Below are 21,716 nucleotides of genomic sequence, written 5' to 3'. Positions count from 1 at the left end.
TTGAAGGAAAAAATGATTGAAGATCTAAATGAGTTAATAGAATATTATCAAGTTTAATAACTTCACTGACACAACATGTCAGTGAAGTTATTTTATAATAAGTCATACCAATTAACTTAAAAGGAGTGGAAATTATGAAAACTAGAAAAGCATATCTTTATGTATTTAATACTATGTCAGATTGGGAAGTAGGATATTTGACTGCAGAACTAAATACAGGAAGATATTTTAAAAAAGGATTAGATCCATTAAAGGTAATTACAGCAGGAATTGATAAAAATACTATAACAACAATGGGAGGATTGAAAATAATACCAGAAGTTTCTATAGATGAGTGCAATCTTCATAGTGAAGATGTTTTGATTTTACCAGGAGGAGAAACTTGGACATCAGTAATTCATGAACCCCTACTAGAAAAAGCAAAAGAAGCTTTGAAAAAAGGAACTGTAGTTGCGGCAATTTGTGGTGCAACTATAGGACTTGCAAAGAAGGGATTATTAGATTCGTCATATCATACAAGTAATGACTTGGAATATCTTAAAATGATAGTATCTAATTATTCTGGAGAAAAATATTATAAGAGAGAAGTTGCAGTAAATGATAAAAATTTAGTTACAGCTTCAGGTATAGCTCCCTTAGAATTTACAGTTGAGGTAATAAGGTTATTAGATGTTTTTAAACCAGAAGTATTAAATTTATGGTTGAATCTTTATAAGACTCATGAATCAAGATATTTCTTTGAGTTAATGGATAAAATTAAAAATGACTAAAAGTAGATGAAAATTCCTTTTTATACCATATATTGGATATGATAAAATAAGTATGTGACTTGATTAATAGTCCAATGGATAAAAATACATAAAGTAACTTTAGGTAGAAAGGAAATTTTTAAAATGAGATATAGTATAACTGATTTAGCTGAGTTATTAGGAGTTACAACAAGTGCTATTAGATATTTTGAAAAAGAAAATTTAATTAAAGTTAATAAAGAAATAAACGGTAATCGTTATTATAATGTGGTTGATGTGTTTCGACTTTTATCTTATACCAAGTATAAAAACATGGAAATTCCTATGAAGATGATAGTTAAACAGTTTAGCGGAGAAGAAAACAATCGTCTGATTATTAAGGAAAGGATGGAAGAATTCAAAAATCAAGCATATGAAAAAGCTAGATATTATCAAGGGTTGGCAGAATCAATGGAAGAAAATATGAATAGTATTTATCTTATTGATGAATTATTAGATAAATATGAATTTGCCAAGTCACCTAAAATATTATTTTTTTATGATGAAGAATGTGGTTGGATTTCAAAAAATAGAGAATCACAAAAAGTAGTTCATCAATGGGTAAAAGCAATGCCAACAGTACAATTAGCAGTTATAAAACATATGGAAAATAATTGTAGCAACTTTGGATATATTGTTTTAGATGACAAAGCAAATGAATTAAATTTGCCAATGGATTTAAATGTTAAAATACTAGAAAGTACTTCTTGCTTACATACAATACAAAGGGTAGATGATGAGTTAACCTTAAATCCAGATGTGGTATTTGAGAAAGGACTGAGCTATGCAAAGTCTAGAGTATTGAAAATAGCAGGAGATATTATAGGAAAAATTTTAATTGTAGAAGTGGAGAAACCTGCTAAATTACATACATACATTGAGCTATGGATACCCATAAAATAATATACTTTAATAAAAAATTAACAAAAACCCTTGCAGATAAAGTTACTTCATATCCTATACTGAATGTTAGATAGTGATTCACTACAAAAATAAATTTAGTATTAGGGGAGGATAATATGATGCAAGAAAAGTATAAAGTTTTATTTGAGCCAATTAAAATCGGTAAGTTGGAGATAAAAAATAGATTTGTACTAGCTCCAATGGGGCCAGGGGGATTGTGTAATCCTGATGGGAGTTTCAATGAAAGAGGAGAAGAGTTCTATGTAGAACGTGCTAAAGGTGGAACTGGCTTAATCATGACTGGGGTAACTATGGTTGAAAATGATATTGAAAAATGTGCACTACCATCTATGCCTTGTCCGACTATTAATCCACTTAGTTTTATTACTAGAGGAAAGGCTATGACAGAACGTGTTCATGCTTATGGTTCTAAAATATTTTTACAACTATCTGGAGGGTTTGGGCGTGTTAGTATTCCATCTATAGTAGGAGATGTAGCAGTAGCGCCATCACCAATACCTCATAGATTCTTAAAAGGTGTAACATGTCGTGAGTTAACAAATGGGGAAGTAAAAGAATATGTAAGAAAGTTTGGAGAATCAGCAGAAATCGCAAAAAAATCAGGATTTGACGGTGTAGAAATTCATGCTGTTCATGAAGGATATCTAATTGATCAGTTTGCAATTGCATTATTTAATAATAGAACTGATGAATATGGCGGAAGTTTAGAAAATCGTTTACGTTTTGCATGTGAAATTGTACAAGAGATTAAAAAGAGATGTGGAGAAGATTTCCCAGTATCTTTAAGATATAGTATTAAAAGTTTTATAAAAGATTGGTGTAAGGGTGGACTACCAAATGAAGAATTCCAAGAGATGGGGCGTGATATTCCAGAAGGAATTGAAGCGGCTAAAATATTAGTTGATGCAGGTTACGATGCCCTAAATGCAGATGTAGGATCATATGACTCATGGTATTGGAGTCATCCACCTATGTATCAAGAAAAGGGACTATACTTACCTTACAATGAAATACTTAAAAACAATGTAAATGTTCCTATAATTAGTGCAGGAAGAATGGAAGATCCAGATTTGGCTAGTGAAGCAATTTTAGAGGGAAAAACTGATATGATAGGTCTTGCCAGACCATTACTTGCAGATGCAGAAATACCAAATAAAATATTAGCAGGTGACTACAAAAGCGTTCGTCCTTGCCTTTCTTGCCAAGAAGGTTGTATGGGAAGATTACAGACTTATGCAAATATATCATGTGCAGTTAACCCAGCTTGTGGTAGAGAAAAAGAGCTAGAAGTTAAAAAGGCAGATGAAAAGAAAAAAGTACTTATTATTGGTGGTGGAGTTGCAGGATGTGAAGCTGCAAGAGTATCCGCACTAAGAGGTCACAATGTGGTACTTATAGAAAAGTCTGAAAGATTAGGCGGAAATTTAATTCCAGCAGGAGCACCAGATTTTAAAGAAGATGATCTTGCTCTTGTGAAGTGGTATGAATTAGAACTTGAAAAACTTGGAGTAAAAATAGATTTTAAAACATGTGCGACAACAGAAACTGTTAAAAAATATGAAGCAGACACAGTAATTATAGCAACAGGATCTAGACCAAGAAAATTATCTATAGAAGGACCTAAAAAGGTATTTACAGCTGAGGAAGTATTACTTAAAAAAGAGGATGTAGGACAGTCTACTATAGTTATAGGTGGTGGTTTAGTAGGATGTGAAACTGCCCTATGGTTAAAGGATCAAGGAAAAGATGTAACTATTGTTGAAATGATGGATGATATCTTGAAAGTTGGAGGTCCTTTATGTCATGCAAACCATGATATGTTAAAAGACTTAGTTGAGTTTAAGAAAATTAATGTAAAATGTGGTGCAAAAATTTCAAAATCAGTAGAAGAAGGTTTTGTTATTGAAGTTGATGGAAAAAAAGAAATAATAAAATCAGACTCAGCAATACTTGCTATAGGATATAATTCAGAAAAATCATTATATGATGAAATTAAGTTTTTACACCCAGAAGTAAGAATGATTGGTGATGCTAATAAAGTACAAAATATTATGTACGCTATCTGGGATGCATATGAAGTAGCAAGAAATATTTAATAATATTAGAAATAATTAAAGACCAAAGTAGTTACTATAAAATATTTGTTAGTAACTACTTTTTTCATTTGAAAATAAATTAAGCTTAAGATATTGAAAGAATATAATTGTTTACCATTTATTTACATTAATTATTGGTTTGATATAATTGGTTTTAGAAGGGGTGAAAATAGAAATGTTTAAGAAAAAAATAGGCTTAATTTTAGTTTTAGCTACTTTAGGTATATCAACAATTGTATTTGTATTTGCAAATAAAAATGATAATGAAAAAATAACGAAAATACCTGAGGTATCTAATGAAAAAAAATCACCTGAAAATTTAGATGATTTGAGTATTAAAGAATTAACAGAAATTAGAGATAAAGAAATTGATAAAAACTTAGAGAGCCTCAAAGGATGTGGATATACGAAAGATGAAATTAAAGAACGTAAACGTTATATTTTAGATCCTGATTGGAGCCCTGGGCTAGTTGGATACATAAACCACAGATATAAGGATTTAACAGAAAAAGATAAATTAATAAGAGAAATTCAGCTTGTTAGATATGTAAATGATAGTAATGAAACAATGGATGCTTCAGGTGCATATTTTAAAGCAACAAATGAAGACTATCAAATAAGTAGTTACCTTTCAAAATATGGACGAAGTGGAAGCTTTGTATCATATGATAATATGAAGTTTTTAATTCAAAATATAGATGAATTATGTAAATATATTGACTTTGAGAGTTATGAAATGGTTGACATTCTTAATCCGTATCATTCAGAAAGTTTTTCAAATGATCAGAAGAAGTCTTTAAATGAAGAGTGGAAAAAGGTCTATTTAAAGGAGAATCTTGATCCAAAGCTTAAAAAAGAAATAAAAAGTATCATAAAATAAAAATGTATATTAAAAAATAAAAAAACAATTAGTTGTAAACCTTTATGGAAAAATAATCTATATTTTGATATAATTACAATGTCAAAATATAGATACAAAGTGAGGGATACAAAATGAAAAAAAAATTAATATCAGTATGCATATTAAGTATGCTTTTACTAGTAGGGTGTAAAAGTGATGCAGCATACAATAAAGCCATAGAGTTGGGGAATGAGGCTTTAAAAAACAAAAAATATGAAGATGCCATAACAGAGTTTGAAAAGGCATTGGAAGAAAAGAAAGATGACAAGGTGGCAACTGATTTATACAATCAAAGTGAAAAATATGTTAAAGCTTTAAAATCTTATGAAAAACGTGAATTTGATCAATCCTTAGAACTTTTAGATGGAGTTATAAATTATGAAAATGGATCTGATATTTTAGTTCAAGAAGCTAAAACTTTAAAAGAGCAAGTTAAAGAAGACAAGGAATTAAATGAGAAAATTGATAAATTAACGAAATCATCCCAAAATTATTTTTCTAATAAAAATTACTCAAAAGCAATAAAAGATATCGATAAAGCTTTACAACTTATAAAAGACAATAAGTCTTATGATTCACAAAAAGAAACTTTAACAAATATAAAAGAAGATTGTGAAGATGCCATAGAAAAAATAGCTAAAATTGCTAAAGAAGAAGAGAAGAGAATACAAGAGGAAGCTAAAAAGAAAGAAAAAAGTTTAAATAGTGATGGAATTTCTGAAGATAAGGCAAAAAAAATACTTAAAAATTATTTTATAAAAGAAATTGGTCATGCTCCAAACACAATTGAAGTATATGAAGTAATAGGAAATAGGTACCATCTGACTGCTGATAACTACGATGACAATGGAATGAGAGAGACTTATGGATGGTGGTATGTAGACAAGTCTACAGGAGAAGTATCTAGATAATTGCTACTATTTAATGATAAATGTGTAAAATTAATGAAAAATAAATTAAAGTGTGTTACACTTATGTCAATAAAATAATTTGAAACGAAGCCATGAAGGTTTTTTATCTTCATGGCTTTTTTTGTTAGGGGGGAATATTTTGGGACAAGCAGATTTTTTTAATTCTGTAGCTAAAAAATGGGACAATATGATTAATGTAGATGAATCTAAAATTAATTATTTATTGGACAAGCTTGAAATTCAAGAAGACGATGAAATTCTGGACATAGGTACTGGAACGGGAGTTTTAATACCATTTTTAAATGAAAGAGTATGCACAGGAAGAATCAAAGGTGTAGATATTTCTAAAGGAATGTTAGAAGTTGCTAAAAGTAAATTTAATCATTTGAGTAATGTTGATTTTGACTTAGTAAATGTTGAAAAAGAAGAGTTAAAACATAAATATGACAAAATAATTCTATACTCCATGTATCCTCATTTAGAAAATAAAACACAAACTATTTCAAATCTTGTGAAAAATAGTTTAAAAGAAGATGGAATACTTATGATTGCTCACTCAGACAGTAGAGAGTTTTTAAATAATCTTCATAGAAATGCTGATGAAAGAGTACATGAATCAATATTAATGGAAATAAATGAACAAAAAAATGTTTTTATTAATGCTGGACTAAAGGTAATTGAAGCCTTTGAAAATGATGATATGTACTATGTAGTTATAGAAAAGAATTAAAAAACTTGAAAGAATTATCAAGGGAATTATATTTATTTAAATTTGTAATTAATAAACAGGGGGATTTATTTTATGAAAACTAAAAAATTAATATTATCAGGATTTTTTATTGCGTGTGGTATTGTTTTACCAATGGTGTTTCACATGTTTAGCATGGGAGGACCTATGTTTTTACCAATGCATATTCCAGTTTTAATAGCAGGATATTTCTTAGGACCTATATACGCAGCAGGTGTGGGAATAATTACACCAGTGCTTAGTGGATTATTAACAGGTATGCCACCTTTAGTTCCAGTTATGCCAATTATGGCTTTTGAACTTTGTGGATACGGATTAATCTCAGGATTAGTATTTAGTAAAACAAATAAAATTTATTTATCTTTAATTTCTGCCATGATAGTGGGAAGATTATTTGCTATTGCAGGAGCATACGCAGTATCTTTGACTTTGGCACCTAAAATAAATCCAATTATGTATGTAGTTGGAGGCTTAACTACTGCCATACCCGGCATGCTAATACAATTGATATTTATACCGATATTAATTAAATTATTAATGAATAATAAAGAAATATCTAAAGCAATAGCTTAAATTAAATAACTATACTTTCATATAAAATAAGTAAATTTGCCATTGAAAAATCAATGGCATTTTATTTGTAAAAAATTCACAATTATAAAAATAAAAATGATAAGATAATATTACAATATAAAAAAGGGTGTGATAAGGATGATAGAAGTAAGGGGAAAATATAACACGGCTAAAATATTTGCTGATAAGATTGATGAAAAATCAAGGGAGCAAATAAAAGAACTTTGTGACCAAGAATTTGTGAAAAATGGCAAAATAAGAATAATGCCAGATGCTCATGCAGGAGCAGGATGTGTTATTGGATTTACTGCTAAGCTTGGGGACATGGTCATACCTAATATAGTAGGTGTGGATATTGGATGTGGAATGTTTACTGTAGAACTAGGGAAAATAGATTTTCCTTTAGATGAGCTAGATAATATTATTAATCAATATGTACCTTCTGGTAAGGACGTTCACGAAGGTAAAAAATATAATTTTACAAAATTACAAGATTTATATTGTTATAGAGAACTAAAAAAAAGCAAATGGATAGAAAGAAGTATAGGAACTTTAGGTGGGGGGAACCATTTTATTGAAGTTGATGAAGATAAGAACAAAAATAAATACTTAGTAATACATTCTGGTAGTAGAAATTTAGGAAAACAAGTTGCAGAATACTATCAAACTTTGGCAGTAGAGTTATGTAGTGGTAAAGAAAAGTTTTATGAAGAAAAAGAAGAATTAATTAAAACATTTAAGGAACAAGGAAGAAGAAAAGAAATTCAAAATGAACTGAAAAAGTTAATAAAAAAATATGAAGGCTTAAAACCGAAATATCCTAAAGAGTTGTGTTTTTTAAGTGGAAAATATAGAGAAGAATATTTGCATGATATGAAAATTTGTCAGGAGTACGCTGAGATAAATAGAGAAGTTATGGCAAATATAATTTTAAATAAATTAATAAATAAAAGTGTTGATGATTTTAGTCACTTCCATACAACTCACAATTATATAAATTTCAAAGATAATATAATAAGAAAGGGAAGCATATCATCTTATGGAGGAGAAAAGCTACTTATCCCAATAAATATGAGAGACGGCAGTATACTTGCCATAGGAAAAGGAAATGAAGATTGGAATTTTTCAGCACCACATGGAGCTGGAAGACTTATGAGTAGAACAGAAGCAAAGGCAAAGTTAAATATCAATGACTTTGAGAAAACTATGAAAGATATTTGGACTACTTCTGTATGTGAAGAAACTATAGATGAAGCACCAATGGCATATAAACCGATAGAGGATATTTTAAAATTTGTTGGTGATACAGTAGATATAATTGATGTAATTAAACCAATATATAATTTCAAATCAAAATAGCAATGTCTTAGGGGGTATTATGTATTCAAAAAAAGAAGATCTTGTTACTTTAGCCAAAGGAAGTAAAAAGTTGCCTAATTTTATTTGGGCAACAATTTTGGCTTTTTTATTTATTACTGTAGGTCAAATTATAGGTGGAATTTGTATAATTCCATTGTATATAATTTTATCTTTCTCACATAATCTATCATCATATCTAAAGATATTAGAACTATTTATTCAATTAGGCTCATTTGTATTTATATCACTTCTAGTATTTGTAAGAGTTAAACATATTGAAAAAAGGAGTATTTCCACACTTGGATTTAACAAAGATAGTTGGCTTAAAAAATACATAAAAGGTTTCATAATTGGTATTGTTATGATGTCTATTGTGGTTTTAATACTGTATTTATTTGGATGTATTTCAGTGGAAAAAAATCCTATTCAGCCTATCGGTATGTCCGCAATTGGTGGTGTAATGTTCATATTAATTGGTTGGATTATTCAAGGGGCAACGGAGGAAATAGTAACTAGAGGATGGCTAATGAATGTTTTAGCTGCTAGATATAATAAAGCTTTTGCATTAATTCTTTCTTCTACCATATTTGGATTTATGCATTTATTCAATCCAGATGTTAACTACGTTGCCGTAATAAATATTATTTTAGTAGGACTTTTTTATGGTATTTATGTTACAAAAACTAATGATCTTTGGGCAGTTTGTGGTATGCATTCAGCATGGAATTTTGCTCAAGGTAATATATTTGGATTTGAAGTCAGTGGACTAAATGTGGGTGTTTCTAGTATTGTTGATTTAAATTTAGTGGGAAGTGATGTTATTAGTGGTGGATCCTTTGGGCCAGAAGCCGGACTTATAGCTACCTTTGTTTTGATTTCTTCTATAGCTATAGTTTTTATACTTGATAAGAAAGGATATTTTACCAAGTAGGAAAATAGGGGGAGATTCATGTTAATTGGGAAAAGCAAAATGAAAAAATATAATTATTTTGATATTTTAGATGCAGAATTTTTAGAAGAATATTTAAGTGAAAAAGCACAAAATGGATGGATGATAAAGAAAATAAGTGCTATGAGTTTGACTTTTGATAAAATAGAGCCTAAGTTGATAAATTTCTTTGTAGATAATACAAAACATGAAATGATAAAAGATCAATATGCACTAAAATCAGATTATATAAATTTATATAAAGAAAATAATTTAGACTATATATGTGGTAATGAAACTTTTCAAATATTTATTAATAATTCAGACACTAAAAATCTTCCACGACAAGAATTGAAATTTAGAAATGTATTTAAAGAATATTATTATTTTATCTTTGGTTTAATTATCTTAGCTATAAATATATATATAATATCTTTAACTGGAGATGGATTAATAGCTTTGCTAACAAGTATGAGTACCATATCTTTTGTTATTTCATTTATATTACTTATAATTTTAAATGTTATTTCTTTTATTATTAAGTTTAAAAAATATAAAGTTGTTGTTAAAAATAAGGGCTTAGAAGTAAATATCAAAAAGAATTTTAAACAAAAATGTTTAGTTAAAAAAATAGGAACTTTTGTGACAGCTTTTTTAATTATTACTGGATTTGCTGCAATAATCAGTGATTCGGATTCCTTAAATAGAGATGCAAATGATGAGATACCATTATCTTTGGAAGATTTTGATCAAAGTATTACAGGGAAAAGAGAAATTTATAAAAATTATTCTTCATCACCTTTGGGAACCTATATAGATTGTTCTGATTATATTTATACAGAAGATAAAAAGAAAATTTATGACGAAGAGACAAAAAGTTATGATTATGAGAATATTGAAGAATCTAAGGGGGAACTTTATTATACAGTAGTTAAAAGTAAATATGATAAAATTTTAGAAATAGCATTAGAATGTACTTTAAAAGAATATGATGAATTTGTTAGTGATTATAAAAAAGATGATATAGAAGAAAGAAAATGGGGAGCAAAGGAAGTCTATGTTTCACATTTTTTCGATAAAAAAATAATTGTTTATGATAATGCTATTATTACTTTTAGTATTTCACAGTTGAAATATAACGAAGATGATATAGAAATGATTAAGGAAAAACTTTTAAATAATTAATAACTTAAAAAAGCTACTGATTTAAAGTCAGTAGCTTTTGTAGTTTAAGTTCACTATAAAATAAATGGTATCTTAACAATTAATAAAGAATAAGTTATTTGTTATTATTTGGTAATTTACTATCTGATTCAAACTTAGACATCCAGAGTACTAGTGATAATAATAAAAAACTGCAAACCCACACAGATTTAGTACTTACAGCAATAGAAATTATAGTCCCAGGTATGGCACCTAGGGCAAAAGAAAATGTAAGAACTGTAAAAGTAAGTAGTTTCACAAGAGAATCTTTACTCTTTTCATCTAATGCACCATAAAATAATTGGCCAACAGTTCTAAGATTTCCTGTACAAATTGTTGTATTATATGCAATACCAAAGCAGTTTCTAAACAGACATAATAAATATCCCATGAAAAAAGAAACAAGATTAGTAACAATATAATCTGGTACATATTTAGGCAATAAACCAATACAAAACAATGCCATAGATTCTAAAACAAGGGCCATTTTTCTCCAATCACCTTTGTATTTCTTTTTTATAATTAGAGATTTAATAAATTCACTAAATGCAGCGCCAAGTATACATGCAACTATGGGAATAAAGTGATTTAGGGCTCTTTGCCATTGACCAAGGGCAATACTAATTCCAAATGTAGACATATTTGCAGTGTGCATATTGGCCAAAATACCATTTCTTGTAATGTATGTATAGGCATTCACATAACCTGCAATAAAGGTTATTATCATTAAAAAAAGAGGCCTATCCCAAGGCGCAATTTTTTTGTTTATTTTTTCTTTATTATTATACTTCATATGCTTATACCTCTTTTCATGTTATATTAACTATTTAACATATTATCATAAAATGCTGGTAAATATTCATTAATTATAGGAAAATATATCATAAGTTGGATTGTAAAATTCAAGTAATGAATCTGATAATTAGAATATGTAATGGAAATAGACTTTAAAAAAATAATATTCGATTTTGTTTTATCATATAGAAAGATAATCACTTAGAATATTACTATTTATAAATTAGTTTAAACGATATATAATCATAGCAATAGGAGGGAATGAAAATGAATGAATTAGAAATAAAAAATTTATTTGAACAAGGTTATAATTGTGGACAAGTTGTACTTACATATTATGCAGAAAAATTAAACTTGGATGAAGAAATGGCATTAAAGATTACTTCTGGATTAGGCGGTGGTATGTTTTCAGGAGATAGTTGCGGTGCTGTTGTTGCAGCTGTAATAGCAATAGGATTAAAATATGGATATTATGAAGAATCAGATTTAAAAGTAAGTAAAGATTTATGTACTGCTAAAACTTTACAATTTAGACATGAATTTTCTGAAAAGTTTGGTTCATGTATGTGTAAAGAATTATTAGAATATGATATATCAATACCTGAAGAGAAAGAAAAAGTTTTTGCAAGTGGAAAATTATTAGAATTTTGCCCATGTTTAGTTAAAGAAGCAATAAATATATTAGATGAAATATTATAAAATTATGGAGATGTTGAGTTTAAACCAACATCTCTTTTTATTGTGATGATTTAGAAAATTAAATTATATATCATACAAATTTTAATTGAAATACATGGAAAATAATGATATTTTTACAAAATTCGATATAAATGTGGTGAAATATTTAGTATAATTAAATGGTGTATGCAAAGGCATTTTATTATTCAAAGGCTTATGAATAAAAATTTAGAAAAAATTATTAAGTAGGAAGGGTAGAATAATGAGCGAAAACAGAATTAATATAGAGCTTGATAACGATGATGTTGTAATAAAGGTTATGGGTATTGGCGGCGGAGGAAACAACGCTGTCAACAGAATGATTAGTGAAGGAGTAAAAGGAATAGACTTTATTTCTGTAAATACTGATAAACAAGCATTATTTTCTTCAATGGCAAACAAGCAAATTCAAATAGGTGAAAAAATAACTAGAGGTTTAGGTGCTGGGGCAAAACCACAAGTAGGTAAAGATGCAGCTAAAGAAAGTAGAACTCAAATAATAAACGAGCTTGAAGGTACAGATATAGTATTTGTAACTGCAGGTATGGGTGGAGGTACTGGAACAGGTGCTGCGCCAATAGTTGCAAACATTGCAAAAGAAATGGGAATTCTTACAATAGGTGTTGTTACAAAACCTTTTGGATTTGAAGGCAGAGTTAGAAAAAATAACGCTGATGAAGGAATAAAAAATCTTCAAGAAAGTGTTGATACATTAATAACTGTACCAAATGATAAGTTGTTACAAATAGTGTCTCAAAATACATCAATGATGGACGCATTTTCTATGGCAGATAATGTATTAAAGCAAGGAATACAATCAATATCTGACTTAATAAAAATGCCAGGACTTATAAACTTAGATTTTGCTGATGTTAGTTCAATAATGAAGGATAAAGGATTAGCTTATATAGGTATAGGTACAGCTAGTGGAGAGAATAGGGCAATTGAAGCTGCTAAAGAAGCTGTAGAATCACCTCTTCTTGAAACTGCAATAACAGGTGCAAAAGGCATATTACTTAATATTGCCAGTGGAGGAGACTTAACATTATTTGAAGTTAATGATGCATCAAATTTAGTAACGGAATTATGTGACCCAGAGGCTAACATTATATTTGGTACTTCTGTTAGAGAAGATTTAGGCGATGAAATAATGTTAACTGTAATAGCTACAGATTTTTAATAAATACATATTGAACTTTGAGGGTGTATCTTTTTTGATACACCCTATTTTAACATATTCTTATAAAATGAAATATACAATGTTTTATAAAAAATGTTGACTATATACAATGTTGTATATATACTTAAATTAATAACAGATATTTAATTGAAAACTAAGGAGAAGGTTATGGTAAAACTAATTATTTTATATTACCTAAATATAAAATCAACTCATGGATATGAAATACAAAAATTCATTCAAGCTACAGGTCTAGATACTTGGGCAAAGGTTAAATCTGGTTCAATATACTATGCCTTAAGTAAGATGGAGAAGAATAGAGAAGTTGAACTATATAAAGAAGAAACCATTGGGTCAAAAGTAAGAAAAATATATAAAATAACTGATAAAGGTAAAGAAGAGCTAAAAAATACTATAGAAGAAGAACTTTCTAAACCGCTTATGCCAACAGGAACAGATAAGTTCATAATACCAATAACATTTAATAGATTAGACAAAGAGGAAGCTATCTCCATAATAAATAAGCATATTAAAAGTCTAGAGGAGACTTTAGATTATTGGGAATACTGGGAGAATATAAAAATTAATGAATCAACTTTACAAGTTGAAAGAATATCATTTGAGATGACTATAAATGTAATTAAGGATTCTATAAGATGGCATAAAGCAATAATTGACGAATATGATGAATATGTGAAATATAGTCAGAGTCAAGAAGTTATGATTAAAAATATTGACTTTGGAGAAGAAAGGGAAGCTAAATACAATAATACTGAAATTAACAGAAATAGGATTGAAGAGCTTAGAGAAATAATTTTGAATAACCCGCAGGAGTCAAAAGAAGCTCTTGAAGAGCTAATGAAAATAATGAGACGAGGAAAATAAAATGTAGTGATAAACTACATTTTTATTTAAAAATAATATACAACATTGTATATAAAACATGGAATATAAAATGGGGGATATGAAATGAATATAATCTTAGAAATAAAATCACTTAAAAAGAGTTTTGGAGAAAAAACAGTAGTAGATAAAATGAGCTTTAAAGTTAATAAAGGTGAGATATTAGGTTTTTTAGGGCCAAACGGAGCAGGAAAAAGTACAACTATAAATATGATTACAACAATACTAGATGCTGATGATGGAAAAGTTTTATTTGAAGGCAGAGAAATAAGTGAAAATGACAATGATTTTAAAAAATCTTTAGGATATGTGCCACAAGATATAGCTTTATTTAATGATTTATCTGCTTACGAAAATGTTAAATTTTTTGGATCCCTTTACGGATTAAAAGGAAATTATTTAAATGATAGAGTAAAAGAAACATTAGAATTAGTGGGACTATATGATAGAAAAAATGATTATCCAGATTCTTTTTCAGGTGGTATGAAAAGAAGACTTAATATAGCATGTTCAATAGTACACAAACCAAAGATACTGATAATGGATGAGCCGACTGTCGGAATAGATCCTCAATCTAGAAATAATATATTGGAAGTTACAAAGAATTTAAGAGATGAGGGAACTACAGTAATATATACATCTCACTATATGGAAGAAGTAGATGCCATATGCACAAGACTTATTATTGTAGATAGTGGTCACATTATAGAATCTGGTGATAAAGAGGAAATTAAGGCTAAATACAAATCTAAAGGATTAAATAATTTAGAAGAGATATTTTTAAATATAACAGGGAAAGAACTTAGAGATTAGGGAGGTTTTATAATGAATGAATTTAAAGTATTATTTAAACTTAATATGAAAAAAAGCATAAAGGATTCCTTTTTAATAGGCTATGGAGTTACTTTTCCATTAATGTTAATTGTCATATTAGGATACATGGCAACAAACTATTATTCTAAAGATGGCACTATTACATCATATTATTACTACTGCATGGTAACTATTCCTTTTTGTACTTTTCTATCATCAATAACACTTATTTACGTTGCTAAAGAAGAAAGCTTACACAAATGTGGAGAAAGATTCATTATAGCGCCTATTAGCAAGACGTCAATAGTTTTATCCAAAATACTTCCAGCAACCATATCCATAGCTGTATATAATTTAATTTTACTTTTAATATGTAATTTTATATTTAAAGTGGATTTTAGAGGGAGATTTCTAGAAATATATATTCTTATAATAAGTCTAGGATTCATGTCATCAGCTTTAGGAACTTTAATTGGACTTTGCAGTAAGGATTTTATGTCTATTAAAAATATAGTAAGTACACCTATTTTAATAATGGCAGTTCTTGGAGGTAGCTTTTTTCCTATAGGTTCATTGGGAACAGTTTTTGAAACAATAAGTTATATATCACCACTTACTTGGATCAATAAAGGCATTTTTATGATGATGAGTGATAACACAGTAACAGTATATATAACATCTTTATTTATAACTATTATTTTAGGATTGTTATTTACAATAAGTTCAATAAAATCCTTTAAAAAGGAGGCATTTATATAATGATTTCATTACTAGTAGCTAAAAAAGAATTTATAAGAAGTTTAAAAGATAAAAAGAAATTAATTTTAACTTTTTTACTACCTTTAGTATCCATAATTGTGGCTATAGGTATTAATAATATGATGAAACCATCAATTAATATTGGAATTATGGAAAACCAATATACTAATACAAAAGTGGAAGAAAAAATTAATAGTATAGACAGAGTTGAAGTGAGTAAGGCAAATAAAAATTCTATTAATACAGATATGATTTTAGCTAAGTATATGGGAGTAATTGAATTTAAAAAGAATAATAAATTTGAAGTTTATTGCTTAGACAAAAATATGAATAAATCTATTGAAGAAGCTGTATCACAGGTTATAAATACTGGAAATATTAGCAAAACAGAAAACTTAATTAGTACTTTAGATGAAGGTAGCTTGAGTGCATCACAAAGAGCTAGTGGATTTATACTTATTACTTTAATTATAACTTGTACTATGTCAGCTGTAGTTATGTTAAAAGATAAAGAAGATAAAATATTTGTAAGATATTCTATAACTCCAAATAAAGTATCTAGTTATATACTGGGAAATTATATTTACAACTTGATAAATACTATATTACAAATAATAGTAGCATCTGCATTTTTATATTTGTTAAAAATAGATATGGGAATATCCATAAATAATTTTATAATTATAGGAATTTTAATAGCAATTGTATCAACTAGTATATCAACATTAGTTACACTCCTATCAAATAGTGAGTTACAAGCTAGTTTATTATCTTCATCTATAGCTCTAATAATGTCATTACTAGGAGGTGCATTTTTACCTATATCAAAGATGCCACATATGTTAGAACTTATAAGTAATGTATCAATTACAAAATGGATAATGGAGTTAACGTATTTAATGGATAAGGGAATCACTTATGAAAATAATTTGAATATAATCATGTTTATAATATTACTATCTATTAGTATAGTATTTATATCAACTAAGATAGGTAAAAAAAGACTTAAATACTGAAAATATAATTGAGCCGCTGAAAATAATCAGTGGCTTTTTTATTATTTCTTTAAAATGCCACTAATATATACACCAATGTTAAGGATAGTTGGTAGAATTAATAGTATATATTAAATATTATTAATATAGGAGGTATGAAATATATGATTAGTATGAATTTAAAAACATTAAGAAAAATAAATAATTACACACAAGAGGAAGTGGCGGAAAAGATAAACGTATCACGTCAGTCAGTCGCAAAATGGGAAAATGATGAGTCCGTTCCAGATGTAAATAGCTGTGCCAAACTTGCAAAATTATATAATGTAACACTGGATAATTTAGTTAATTATTCTGAAGGAAAGTCGGGAGTAGCCATACCACCTAAAGGAAAACATTTTTTTGGTTCTGTTACTGTGGGAGAACGTGGACAAATCGTTATTCCAAAGGGAGCTAGAGAACTATTTGATATTAATACAGGTGATAAGTTATTGGTACTTGGTGATGAAGAAAAAGGAATTGCAATAGTTCATCAACGAAATCTTATAAACTTTATGGGTGGTATGGGAATAGACTTCAATAAATAAAGTAATAAGTTAAATAAAATAAATAAGGGATGAGTAAAAATGAGTAAAGTTGTATTTTTTTCTATACCAGCACATGGGCATACTAATCCAACTATAGAGGTAGTGAGAGGGTTAACTAGTAGAGGTCATCAGGTGTGGTATTATTCTTTTAAAGAATTTAGAGAAAAAATTGAGGGAGCTGGGGCTAACTATATAAGTTGTGATGATTACGTTCCAGAACTTAGACCAGAAGACGAGAAAAAAGTTGGTAAAGATTTTTCTGCCATGATAGAAATGATAGTAGATACAACAGTAGCTTTAGATGAAAAAGTATGTAAAGAACTAAAAGAAATTAATCCAGACTGCATAGTATCTGACTCTTTATGTTGTTGGGGAAAATTATTTGCAAATAAGTTGGGTATTACTTATATATGTTCGACTACAACATTTGCATTTAATCAGTATACTGCACCTATGATGAAGCAAGGTTTTAAAGAGATTATGTACATGGTACTTGGAATGAGAAAAGTTAATAAAAAATTAGAGCTTTTAAGAAGTCATGGTTATGATGTAAAAAATTTTGTTTCAATAATTCAAAATGATAATGATACAAATACCATAGTATATACATCAAAAGAATTCCAACCGATGATTGATACTTTTTCTGATAAATACTATTTTGTAGGACCTTCAGTAGCTGATATAAGTGTAGAAAAAGAAAGAAAAGCATGCAAAAAAATATATATATCTTTGGGAACTGTAAACAACAAAAATATTGATTTTTACAAAAATTGTATAGAGGCTTTTAAAGATGGTGATATAGATGTGATTATGTCTGTTGGAAACAATACAGACATATCGCAACTGGGTAAAATCCCAGAGAACTTTAAAGTGGAAAATAAAGTGGATCAACTTAAAGTTCTACAAGAAGTAAATGGGTTTATTAGTCATTGTGGTATGAACAGTGTAAATGAAAGTTTATATTATGGAGTACCTCTAGTACTTTTTCCACAACAATCAGAACAAAATATGGTATGCAGAAGAGTAGCTGAATTAGGTGCTGGTTTTGTTTTAAAAAACGACAAACCTAAAAATATAAAAGAAGCTGTATTTGAAGTTATCAATAATAGTAAATATGAAGAAAATGCAGTAAAATTATCAAATAGTTTTAAAAATGCTGGAGGTTCAGCTAAAGCAGTAGATGCAATATTACATTTAATACATTAATTAAAAAAGAGAATAATAATGCAAGGGAATATCAAAAAATGATGTTCCTTTTTTAAATGAGCAAAAAACACAAATTAAATGAAAAAGAATGTAAAAATAATTATTACAACAAAGATTAGCCTAATATACAACTAACTTAATTAATAAAGTTTATAATGAAGAGTTTAATTAAAAAATTATCAGTAGTACTATCTTTAATTATGGCCTTTGGCCTGGTTGGTTGTTCAAACTCATGTGGTTTCAGTTATGGACCTAAAAAAATAGCAGTATTATTATCAGGTGAAATAGCTAAAAACTTATTAGGAGAAAAAGTTAATAAAGACAATGTTAATGATTTCGAGGGAGAATGGTAAAATTAAATATTTGAGGATTTTGTAATTAAAAATATATTGACATAATTTAGAAAGTAATTTATTATTTTAACAAGATAAATAATTCAATACATAAATCCTGAGAAAAAGAGAGTAACTTTTTATTAAGTTTCAGCGAGCTAGGGTTGGTGTGAGCCTAGCAACTAGATATAAAGTGAAGAGAGCTTTGGAGGAGACTGTCAGAAATTTTTAGTATGTCAATCGGTGATCTCGCCTTAAGAGATTGAGTGGATAAGTTTTTATTCGTAGGAAATTTTAATTTCCAACTGCTTTAATGAGCAAGTGGTGAAGCACTTGACGACATGAAGTGTAGCGAATTTTATCAATAAGAGTGGTAACGCGGAATAGTTCGTCTCTTGGCTTTATAGCCAAGGGACTTTTTTTGAGCAAGGTCGTTGCCTGAGCGGTAGTGAAGGCATCTCGTTGGCGACATGAAGTGTAGCGCCCACGCAGTGGCTTAAGCGAAGCGAATTTTTTATTTTTTATTATTGAATGATAACTTATCAATGAGAGTGGTAACGCGGATATAATTCGTCTCTTAGTCCTAGGACTGAGGGGCGATTTTTTTGTACCTAAAAAATACTAGTTAATATGGTGCCTAAAAGTTATATATCGCTGAAATACTATTAATAAACAATTTAATATTTATCTTATTTTATATAAAGAGTCTAATAATAAATAACGGAATATTCTGAAATATAATCGATGTTTTTAAAAAGTTATTTTATATTAGATGAAATATTAATTAAAATTTAGGGGGAGAGAATTTATGAAGAAAAAGTTTTTAGCCATAATTATGGCAGTAGCAATGATATTTAGCGTATTTGCATACACACCAGTATCCTTTGCAAAAGAAAACACGGGCTATGGTGATTATGCTTATAGTGTATTACAACATTTAAATCAAAATTTAACTAAAAGAATAGCTGGTACAGATAAAGAACAAGAAACAGCTAAGTACCTAAAGGGACAATTGGAGTCTTTTGGTTATGAAGTGAACAAGACTTTTCTTATGAAAGAAAAAGTGTAACTTATAATTCTCAAAATGTTATAGCAACTAAAAAAGGAGATTCATCTAAAGAGGTTATAATTGGTTCACATTATGATAGTGTAGGAACTAATGGTGTAGATGATAATGGTTCTGGAACTGTTGTAAACCTAGAAACAGCAAAAAGACTTGCTAATAAAAAAACACCTTATACTGTTAAATTCGTGTTTTTCGGGGCTGAGGAAGTTGGACTTAAAGGCTCATCTGCATATGCAAATTCTATGACTAAAGAAGAAATAGCAAACACTGTTTATATGGTAAATATGGATAGCATGCTAGCTGGTACATACCGCTATGTATATAGTGGTAACTACAACAAAGAAACAGATAACGTTGATAATGCATGGCCTGCGTATCAAACACTGAAATTATCGGATGCTCTACAAACAGGTATGAGATTTAATAATACTAAATTAAACTTAGATTATCCAACTCCTTCTACAGGAAATTGGAGTGACCATGCAAACTTTAGAAAACTAATGCCTTACTTATACTTTGAGGCAGTAAATTGGGAAGTACCAGATGACCCAAAACATCCAGAAGAAGGTTCTTCAGGGGCTTATGAAACGGAAATAGGCGAAGTTATGCATAACCCTGAAAGAGATAATCTTGAGTTTATAGAGACTACATGGGGAAGTCGTGGAAAAGAGACTATAAGTGCTTATTGTAAATTACTAGAAGCTGTTGTATATCAATTAAATCCAGATGGACTTAGAACTCCATCTAAAGAAGCATTAAAAGAAGCTATAGAAATAGCTAATGATTTGGATAAAAGTGATTTTTCTGAGTCGTCATATAAAAAATTTCAACAAGCATTAAAAGAAGCTAAAGTAGTTAATAAAACAGAATATGTTTTATTAAAAGACCAACAAACAATAGATGAAGCACTAGCAAAATTAAATGAAACTATGGCAATTGTAAGTTCTAATATAGCAAACACAACAATAAAGGTGAAAAATCAAATTTATAATAATAAATATCAAAGACCAGAAGTGATTGTAAAAGATGGCAAGAAAGTTTTAGAAGAAGGTAAAGATTATACAGTAAGCTATTCAAATAACAAAGAAATAGGAACTGCTGCAGTTACTGTAAAAGGGTGCAACGATTACATGGGATTAGCTAAAGCTACTTTTAGTATATTACCACAAACTGTTGAAAGTCTAAAAACTTCTAATGTTTTAACTAATTCTTTAAAATTATCTTGGAAGAAGATAAATAATGCAGATGGATACAAAATTTACAAATACAATACATCTACTAAAAAATATGATTTATTAAAAACAATATCTAAAAATACTACCACTACTTACAAAGATACAAAAATAGTATCTGCAACTAGTTATTTGTATAAAGTTAGTGCATATAAAAAAGTTGGTAATAAAATTTATGAAGGATTAAAATGTGAAAAAGTAAAAGTTACAAGTAAACCATTACAACCAATATTAAAATTATCATCAACAACTGCTAAAAAAGTTAACTTAAATTACTCTTCAAAAGTAAGTAAGAGAAGTGACGGATATGAAGTTTATATGGCAACTTCAAAAAATGGAAAATACACTTTAATAAAAGATACACCAAGTACTAAAATGACTAAGACAAAATTAACTAGTAAAAAAGGATACTATTTTAAGGTAAGAGCATATAGAAAAGTAGAAGGAAAGAAAGTCTATAGCTCTTATAGCACAATAAAATATATAAAAGTTAAATAATAAAATCTTCATATTTGCAGATTAATAAAAGAAAGACATACACAAAAATGTGTATGTCTTTTAATAATTTAAAGTTTAAATTTTCATGGGAAAATAAGTGGGTATAAATTTATTGTATAAAAGTTATTTTATATAATAAAATGGTAAAAAATACCGGTAGAAATTGAAAAATTTTCATGGGAAAATAATATGTAAATGTATA

Annotated in this window: 21 protein-coding genes, 2 pseudogenes and 1 other annotated feature; of the genes and pseudogenes, 22 read left to right on the top strand and 1 reads right to left on the bottom strand. The window is 28.4% G+C overall.

The window, feature by feature from the left end; genetic code table 11:
- Positions 1-134: 134 nt before the first annotated feature.
- The 10 genes from TEGL_RS11650 (at position 135) to TEGL_RS11605 (ending at position 10,413) form a co-directional block, all read left to right on the top strand.
- The gene (locus TEGL_RS11650; protein ID WP_018590565.1) at positions 135-770 is read left to right on the top strand and encodes a type 1 glutamine amidotransferase family protein; all 636 of its coding nucleotides are present in this window, start codon (positions 135-137) and stop codon (positions 768-770) included.
- A gap of 123 nt (positions 771-893) precedes the next feature.
- Positions 894-1,691, top strand: a complete 798-nt coding sequence (locus TEGL_RS11645) for a MerR family transcriptional regulator (RefSeq protein WP_018590566.1) — start codon at positions 894-896, stop codon at positions 1,689-1,691.
- Between the two features lie 116 nt (positions 1,692-1,807).
- Positions 1,808-3,808 (top strand): FAD-dependent oxidoreductase, encoded by a 2,001-nt coding sequence (locus TEGL_RS11640; RefSeq protein WP_018590567.1) that lies wholly within the window; start codon positions 1,808-1,810, stop codon positions 3,806-3,808.
- Between the two features lie 175 nt (positions 3,809-3,983).
- Positions 3,984-4,688, top strand: a complete 705-nt coding sequence (locus TEGL_RS11635; RefSeq protein WP_018590568.1) for a hypothetical protein — start codon at positions 3,984-3,986, stop codon at positions 4,686-4,688.
- 113 nt (positions 4,689-4,801) lie between these two features.
- Complete coding sequence (locus tag TEGL_RS11630) at positions 4,802-5,620, top strand: hypothetical protein (RefSeq protein ID WP_018590569.1); 819 nt, start codon at positions 4,802-4,804, stop codon at positions 5,618-5,620.
- 139 nt (positions 5,621-5,759) lie between these two features.
- Entirely contained in the window at positions 5,760-6,350 is a 591-nt protein-coding gene (locus TEGL_RS11625; RefSeq protein WP_018590570.1) for a class I SAM-dependent methyltransferase, read from the top strand.
- 72 nt (positions 6,351-6,422) lie between these two features.
- The gene (locus tag TEGL_RS11620) at positions 6,423-6,941 is read left to right on the top strand and encodes an ECF transporter S component (RefSeq protein ID WP_018590571.1); all 519 of its coding nucleotides are present in this window, start codon (positions 6,423-6,425) and stop codon (positions 6,939-6,941) included.
- Positions 6,942-7,079: 138 nt separating this feature from the next.
- Positions 7,080-8,300, top strand: coding sequence for an RtcB family protein (locus TEGL_RS11615; protein WP_018590572.1), 1,221 nt, complete (start codon positions 7,080-7,082; stop codon positions 8,298-8,300).
- Positions 8,301-8,319: 19 nt separating this feature from the next.
- Complete coding sequence (locus TEGL_RS11610) at positions 8,320-9,231, top strand: CPBP family intramembrane glutamic endopeptidase (protein ID WP_018590573.1); 912 nt, start codon at positions 8,320-8,322, stop codon at positions 9,229-9,231.
- 18 nt (positions 9,232-9,249) lie between these two features.
- On the top strand, positions 9,250-10,413 hold the full coding sequence (locus TEGL_RS11605; protein ID WP_018590574.1) for a DUF2812 domain-containing protein: 1,164 nt from the start codon (positions 9,250-9,252) through the stop codon (positions 10,411-10,413).
- 94 nt (positions 10,414-10,507) lie between these two features.
- Here the strand turns inward: TEGL_RS11605 and TEGL_RS11600 are convergent, their stop codons facing one another.
- Entirely contained in the window at positions 10,508-11,224 is a 717-nt protein-coding gene (locus TEGL_RS11600; RefSeq protein WP_018590575.1) for a YoaK family protein, read from the bottom strand.
- Between the two features lie 269 nt (positions 11,225-11,493).
- Here TEGL_RS11600 and TEGL_RS11595 point away from each other — a divergent pair, with 269 nt between their 5' ends.
- From TEGL_RS11595 to TEGL_RS11540, 12 genes and pseudogenes are all read left to right on the top strand, one after another.
- On the top strand, positions 11,494-11,925 hold the full coding sequence (locus TEGL_RS11595; RefSeq protein WP_018590576.1) for a C-GCAxxG-C-C family protein: 432 nt from the start codon (positions 11,494-11,496) through the stop codon (positions 11,923-11,925).
- A gap of 241 nt (positions 11,926-12,166) precedes the next feature.
- Positions 12,167-13,120 (top strand): annotated as a pseudogene (gene ftsZ, locus TEGL_RS11590) (cell division protein FtsZ); the annotation flags it as partial.
- A 171-nt stretch (positions 13,121-13,291) separates the two neighbouring features.
- Complete coding sequence (locus TEGL_RS11585; RefSeq protein WP_018590578.1) at positions 13,292-14,008, top strand: PadR family transcriptional regulator; 717 nt, start codon at positions 13,292-13,294, stop codon at positions 14,006-14,008.
- A gap of 84 nt (positions 14,009-14,092) precedes the next feature.
- Positions 14,093-14,839, top strand: a complete 747-nt coding sequence (locus tag TEGL_RS11580) for an ABC transporter ATP-binding protein (protein ID WP_018590579.1) — start codon at positions 14,093-14,095, stop codon at positions 14,837-14,839.
- Positions 14,840-14,851: 12 nt separating this feature from the next.
- Positions 14,852-15,598 (top strand): ABC transporter permease, encoded by a 747-nt coding sequence (locus TEGL_RS11575; RefSeq protein ID WP_018590580.1) that lies wholly within the window; start codon positions 14,852-14,854, stop codon positions 15,596-15,598.
- On the top strand, positions 15,598-16,614 hold the full coding sequence (locus tag TEGL_RS11570) for an ABC transporter permease (protein ID WP_018590581.1): 1,017 nt from the start codon (positions 15,598-15,600) through the stop codon (positions 16,612-16,614). Before TEGL_RS11575 ends, TEGL_RS11570 begins: the two co-directional genes overlap by 1 nt.
- 134 nt (positions 16,615-16,748) lie before the next feature.
- Positions 16,749-16,934, top strand: a pseudogene (locus TEGL_RS11565) (helix-turn-helix transcriptional regulator); the annotation flags it as partial.
- A gap of 36 nt (positions 16,935-16,970) precedes the next feature.
- Positions 16,971-17,180 (top strand): AbrB/MazE/SpoVT family DNA-binding domain-containing protein, encoded by a 210-nt coding sequence (locus TEGL_RS11560; RefSeq protein WP_334290557.1) that lies wholly within the window; start codon positions 16,971-16,973, stop codon positions 17,178-17,180.
- Positions 17,181-17,219: 39 nt separating this feature from the next.
- Positions 17,220-18,386 (top strand): macrolide family glycosyltransferase, encoded by a 1,167-nt coding sequence (locus TEGL_RS11555; protein ID WP_018590583.1) that lies wholly within the window; start codon positions 17,220-17,222, stop codon positions 18,384-18,386.
- Between the two features lie 155 nt (positions 18,387-18,541).
- Positions 18,542-18,739 carry a hypothetical protein gene (locus tag TEGL_RS11550; protein WP_018590584.1) on the top strand — a complete coding sequence of 66 codons (198 nt, stop codon included), beginning with the start codon at positions 18,542-18,544 and terminating at the stop codon, positions 18,737-18,739.
- Between the two features lie 90 nt (positions 18,740-18,829).
- Positions 18,830-19,117 (top strand) — a binding site (T-box leader).
- A 409-nt stretch (positions 19,118-19,526) separates the two neighbouring features.
- Positions 19,527-19,787 (top strand): hypothetical protein, encoded by a 261-nt coding sequence (locus tag TEGL_RS11545; RefSeq protein ID WP_018590585.1) that lies wholly within the window; start codon positions 19,527-19,529, stop codon positions 19,785-19,787.
- A 20-nt stretch (positions 19,788-19,807) separates the two neighbouring features.
- Complete coding sequence (locus TEGL_RS11540; RefSeq protein ID WP_081617875.1) at positions 19,808-21,514, top strand: M20/M25/M40 family metallo-hydrolase; 1,707 nt, start codon at positions 19,808-19,810, stop codon at positions 21,512-21,514.
- The last annotated feature ends 202 nt before the right edge of the window (positions 21,515-21,716 follow it).

This window comes from Terrisporobacter glycolicus ATCC 14880 = DSM 1288 (assembly GCF_036812735.1).
GTDB lineage: Bacteria > Bacillota > Clostridia > Peptostreptococcales > Peptostreptococcaceae > Terrisporobacter > Terrisporobacter glycolicus.
This window is presented reverse-complemented; position numbering and strand designations above follow the sequence as displayed.

Excerpts from the sequence above, each read along its gene's own strand:
- TEGL_RS11650 (WP_018590565.1), top strand. The coding sequence starts at position 135 with ATGAAAACTAGAAAAGCATATCTTTATGTATTTAATACTATGTCAGAT.
- TEGL_RS11645 (WP_018590566.1), top strand. The coding sequence starts at position 894 with ATGAGATATAGTATAACTGATTTAGCTGAGTTATTAGGAGTTACAACA.
- TEGL_RS11640 (WP_018590567.1), top strand. The coding sequence starts at position 1,808 with ATGATGCAAGAAAAGTATAAAGTTTTATTTGAGCCAATTAAAATCGGT.
- TEGL_RS11635 (WP_018590568.1), top strand. The coding sequence starts at position 3,984 with ATGTTTAAGAAAAAAATAGGCTTAATTTTAGTTTTAGCTACTTTAGGT.
- TEGL_RS11630 (WP_018590569.1), top strand. The coding sequence starts at position 4,802 with ATGAAAAAAAAATTAATATCAGTATGCATATTAAGTATGCTTTTACTA.
- TEGL_RS11620 (WP_018590571.1), top strand. The coding sequence starts at position 6,423 with ATGAAAACTAAAAAATTAATATTATCAGGATTTTTTATTGCGTGTGGT.
- TEGL_RS11615 (WP_018590572.1), top strand. The coding sequence starts at position 7,080 with ATGATAGAAGTAAGGGGAAAATATAACACGGCTAAAATATTTGCTGAT.
- TEGL_RS11610 (WP_018590573.1), top strand. The coding sequence starts at position 8,320 with ATGTATTCAAAAAAAGAAGATCTTGTTACTTTAGCCAAAGGAAGTAAA.
- TEGL_RS11605 (WP_018590574.1), top strand. The coding sequence starts at position 9,250 with ATGTTAATTGGGAAAAGCAAAATGAAAAAATATAATTATTTTGATATT.
- TEGL_RS11600 (WP_018590575.1), bottom strand. The coding sequence starts at position 11,224 with ATGAAGTATAATAATAAAGAAAAAATAAACAAAAAAATTGCGCCTTGG.
- TEGL_RS11595 (WP_018590576.1), top strand. The coding sequence starts at position 11,494 with ATGAATGAATTAGAAATAAAAAATTTATTTGAACAAGGTTATAATTGT.
- TEGL_RS11585 (WP_018590578.1), top strand. The coding sequence starts at position 13,292 with ATGGTAAAACTAATTATTTTATATTACCTAAATATAAAATCAACTCAT.
- TEGL_RS11580 (WP_018590579.1), top strand. The coding sequence starts at position 14,093 with ATGAATATAATCTTAGAAATAAAATCACTTAAAAAGAGTTTTGGAGAA.
- TEGL_RS11575 (WP_018590580.1), top strand. The coding sequence starts at position 14,852 with ATGAATGAATTTAAAGTATTATTTAAACTTAATATGAAAAAAAGCATA.
- TEGL_RS11570 (WP_018590581.1), top strand. The coding sequence starts at position 15,598 with ATGATTTCATTACTAGTAGCTAAAAAAGAATTTATAAGAAGTTTAAAA.
- TEGL_RS11555 (WP_018590583.1), top strand. The coding sequence starts at position 17,220 with ATGAGTAAAGTTGTATTTTTTTCTATACCAGCACATGGGCATACTAAT.
- TEGL_RS11550 (WP_018590584.1), top strand. The coding sequence starts at position 18,542 with ATGAAGAGTTTAATTAAAAAATTATCAGTAGTACTATCTTTAATTATG.
- TEGL_RS11545 (WP_018590585.1), top strand. The coding sequence starts at position 19,527 with ATGAAGAAAAAGTTTTTAGCCATAATTATGGCAGTAGCAATGATATTT.